This is a genomic window from Fusibacter sp. (genome assembly GCF_057447755.1).
In genome coordinates this window covers 1-4530 of record NZ_JBVBZF010000285.1, presented here as the reverse complement: position 1 = coordinate 4530, position 4530 = coordinate 1, and the positions used below count along the sequence as shown (strand labels likewise).

Sequence of the window (4530 nt, the reverse complement as noted above, 5' to 3'; positions counted from 1 at the left end):
TAAAGCCAAATTATTGAGAATTCACCTTTTGAACTCATCGATAATTTGGCTTAATTTTATGGTTTTCCAACCAATTCGTATAGGGATTCAATTTGCTCTCTTGGTGGTAGTTTTAAGGGGTAATTCACTGGTAAGAAGTCAGGATTTTCAAGGCCGTTGAAGAGGGCCAAGGTCATGGCGAATTTTTCATCACCGTAGACATCCTTTGAAATTTTATAAAGATAATCACCTGGGGGTACGACATAGATCGTATATTCGTTGATCAACTTTTCCTGTGGTTCCACTGATGTTGGAGGTGTCGCCATTTGAGGGACATAAACTGAAATCGTCTCTGTCTCTATTGCTTTTTCACTATATGGATCATGATAGCGAATTGTACCAATTTGATTTTTAACATAAGGTTTGTCCGCTTGAGCAACAGAACGGGATAATGTGGTCATGCCATATAGGATAATAAACAGTAATAGCGTTAAGTATACCAATGCTCTAAAGTGTTTTTTTATCCAAAGCACTATGATCAATAGTTTTTCATAAATCCAAGGTTCTTTATGTTCGTTTATGGTTCCTAGATACCGTTTATAATCCATAAACATCGAAAGATAATCCGTATAGAGCCCAGACTCGCAGTTTAAGATAAAGGTCATAAGTTCATCATGGTCTTCAGTGTTGGATTCAATTAAATTTGCTACGCTTTTCTGAACAGAGCTAAAATGATCAAAGGATTCAGGATTTAACAAATCGAGGGTTACGTTGAAATGGACGTTCTTATTTGAGTCAACTCTCAAATTCTCAGATTTTAAAAGTGTATATTTGATGAAATTGGGTATTGAACTATCAAGCGAAAGTTTGGCCAATAATTTCAGAAAAAAGTCTTTTTTATCGGCGTCGTTGAATTGAATGTGGTCAATAGCCGGTTCATCAGAATAATCCTTAAAGACTAAATATAAATCACCAAAGGCCACAAAGGATTCAATAAATGGTAGCATGGCACTGAAACTTTCAATAAATTTCAAATAGTATTTAATAAGCTTTCTATCTTTAATTTGGTGTATTCGATAATGTGTATCATGACTTTTAAGGGGTTCAAGACATCTATAAATGCTTAAATTGCCATTTGTAGATATGATATCAATAACAGCATATTTATCTGAAATAAAAGATTTTTGCATCATATCACCTCCAAACTATATGTTACTTATATCACTTTATTGAAAAAATAAACGATTAAGTTCTAAATATCTATTTTAGAAGGGGAGCGCGTAAAATGAGAAAAATATTAATTCTAGTCTTATTAACCGTACTGTTGAGTGGCATTTTTACATATTTACTTGAAAATCAAAATTTGGAACATGTAATCGACGTGCTTGAAACACCTGACGAACAAATGGTGGTGCTTCAAAAGCAATCCACCGACAACATGGTTGACAGCTTCTTAAATTTTATCAGACCGTCCTATAACCTCTTGCTCGTTTCTAAAAATGGAGAAATTCTGAGAACTTATTCACTTCCTAAGGATATTAAGTCAACTTTTTCGGATTACGATAATTTAAGTATGGATGTGGATAGAAACCTCTATTTACATAGGACTGTAAAAAATTCGGATAATTACTTCGTGATCTCTGAAGAGGTCATAAAAATATATGAGAACACTTCACAAATAAAAACACTCTATAAAGTTGATTATCAGTCGGATGATCTTGTTGAGTATTCACTTATCAACAAAGTCTATCTATTAGATCATCATCTTTTTGTTGTGCAAAAGCCAGAAGTTGGTGATTTAAGGGTCATTATTTCACAAATAAACATTTACAACGAAGAAATCAATATCATAAAGGATTTACAGCTTGAACCGACACTTTATATCAATGATATTTTATATCTGAACAACGGAAAGATCATATTTTCAACGATAAAGGGCATTCTATATCAATACTATGACCAGAATTTTGAAGTTATTCATTATGATAATATGCCTGAACGCGTTCAAACGACTAAACTATATCCATATGATGACCAATCTTTCGCCTTTATCAACCAAGCCACTAGTGAAGTGGTAAAGATTAATGTGGATAATAGGTCTTATGAAGTGCTGAGAGATGGCAGTGCAGACATTAGTAAGTTGGAAGGCCTGAAATACAAGGATATTAACTTGGTCACTATAAGAGATAATGCGTCAATTACCGGTAATATCCGTTTAAGTAACAAGGGCAACCGCTATATTTTTATGGACAAGGATCAAGATGTACTTGCCATTAACGATATCAATTACAGTTTTTCTCATAGTATTGGTACTTTTGCTAAATATGCCCTCTTGTTTGGTATATTTGCAGTGATTATAGGGTTTATCATCGCCTTATATCAAAGGGGGACTGGTTCACTCATTATCAAATTCGGAACGATTTTACTGCCGCTGGTTCTATTGATTCCTTTAATTTCACTTTCGGTGAGTTTTGGCTACTTTACAAACTTGGCTAAAAACGATTTGTATGCTGAACTCTTCAATTTATCAAAAGAGCGTGCTTCAAAACTCACTGTGGATTATTTAAAGGATGTTGATGGGTTAGAAGACTATCAAAATCCAAGCTATGTGGCTTTGACAAATGAACGTGCTGTAAATTCTGATGAGTTTAATGACCTGGGAAGAAACACCTATGAGCGTTGGTACTATTCTGTTATCTACAAGGTCGAAGACGATAAAATTCATGTCCTTACAGGTGATGGGATCGATTTTTGGGCCACCACACAATACATCTATGGCGAAAGATCTAATCAAGCCTATATTAAAGCCGTCACTGATAATAAAACGGTTCTGGCAGACAACTCAGACATAAGTGGTGAATGGGTATTTGCTGTGACGCCTATACGTGATGCTCAGAACGAAGTTATTGGCCTACTAGAAGTTGGTACCGGTAAAGAAAGCTACACCTATTATATTCAAGGCTATTATGGCAAACTGGTGACCCTTAACCTGGTGATCGTCGGTTTAATTTTATTGATGATGTCAATTGTCATATACAGGGTTATATTGCCACTAAGAAATTTAAACGATTCAGTGGCTGAAATCAATAGCGGAAATTGGGGTTCAACTGTGTCAGTCCACACACATGATGAGATTGGTGAGCTGTCAGGGATGTTCAACAAGATGTCGCTCTTCATCAAGGACTACATTACTGAGTTAACAAAAATGAACGAAATCTATTTCAAATTCATACCACTTAAGTTCTTCGAATTGCTTAATAAGAAGAGTATCACCGAGGTTGAGCTTGGAAACTATTCAAAACAGCAGATGACTGTTGTTTATATCAACACTTCAAATTATTTTGATTTGGTAAGAGGTAAAAGTTCTAAGGACCAGCTCGATATTCTCAATAATCTCTTTGAGGAATACGCGAGAAGCATACATGCTCAAAACGGTCTCGTAGGTGAGTTTAGAAACGCGGGTGTGCTTGCCTTGTTTTCTAAAGAGGAGGAAGCCTTAGCATGTGCTTCCATGATCATGCAACATATAAGTGAATTTAAGTTGCCAGTGAAAACAAACATCAGTATCCACCTTGGTGAAGTGTTACTGGGGATTGTAGGAGATGAAAATCGCTTGACCACTTCTGTAATCAGTGAATGTGTCAATGAAGTTGCAGCAATGAATAAAATTGCTGAAAAGTTTGACACAGGCGTTTTACTCAGCGAGGCAATGAAGTTAAAAATCGAAGAGTCCAGTGAGTTTATACGCTATATTGGAAGACTTGACAATGAACAGTCTAATAATTTTATAAGACTTTATGAATGGCTGGAAACCATATCCATCGGGGCTCAAAAAGACTTTATCAAAACCAAATCCTATTTTGAGTCTGCTTTGGCTTCCTATGAATCTGGAGACTTTGATTTGGCTAAAAAGGACTTTATCAGAGTCATTAAAACCAATCGACAAGATCAAGTATCAAAAGAATATCTGTTCAAATGTGAAAAGTTGAATTTGGACTCGGAATATAGGGACAAGCCCCTAGGAAGATACTAACCTGATAAGAGGTGAGCTAATTGGGAAACTTGATTAAATACATGTTTAAAACGGCCAAAACAGCATTTTTAAGACCTCTTAAATTGCTTCAAAGAAAGCTACGCAAGAGCCTATTCTTAAAGAGCAAAGTAGGCAAGGTCATAAAGACATCTGTCAAAGATACGATTGCGGTCTTAAAGAGACCTCCAGAACAAAAATCCGACTATGTTTTGATTGGCAATAAATATTATGCCAAGAGGTTGTTGATTGTATCTGTGGTCTTGTTCTTCATAGTGATTGCAGTAAGTCAAACTTTAATTATCCCCTTTGTTAGGGGGCGGCTCTACACGCCTACAATTTCACTGACAGATCCAATTCTTGCGACGTATTCAGGAAAGGTTAAAATCGTCAATAGGAACAAGGTCACCGTCTTTGAAGGCAGGATGGTTGATGGGAAATGTCAGGAAAAGGGCACTCAATTTGACGACATGGGAAATCTGGTTTATAAAGGCGTCTTTAAAGAGGACGTCTATTCAGGT

3 protein-coding genes are annotated in these 4530 nt (G+C 35.9%); 2 read left to right on the top strand and 1 reads right to left on the bottom strand.

All coding sequences use genetic code 11. The features are described from left to right. Nucleotides 1–56: 56 nt before the first annotated feature. The gene (locus AC220I_RS18575) at nt 57–1172 is read right to left on the bottom strand and encodes a LysM peptidoglycan-binding domain-containing protein (RefSeq protein WP_486725357.1); all 1116 of its coding nucleotides are present in this window, start codon (nt 1170–1172) and stop codon (nt 57–59) included. A gap of 92 nt (nt 1173–1264) precedes the next feature. Here AC220I_RS18575 and AC220I_RS18570 point away from each other — a divergent pair, with 92 nt between their 5' ends. Next, nucleotides 1265–4012, top strand: coding sequence for a HAMP domain-containing protein (locus AC220I_RS18570; RefSeq protein ID WP_486725356.1), 2748 nt, complete (start codon nt 1265–1267; stop codon nt 4010–4012). A 41-nt stretch (nt 4013–4053) separates the two neighbouring features. After that, a partial coding sequence (locus AC220I_RS18565) for a hypothetical protein (RefSeq protein ID WP_486725355.1) occupies nt 4054–4530 on the top strand: 477 nt, incomplete at its 3' end.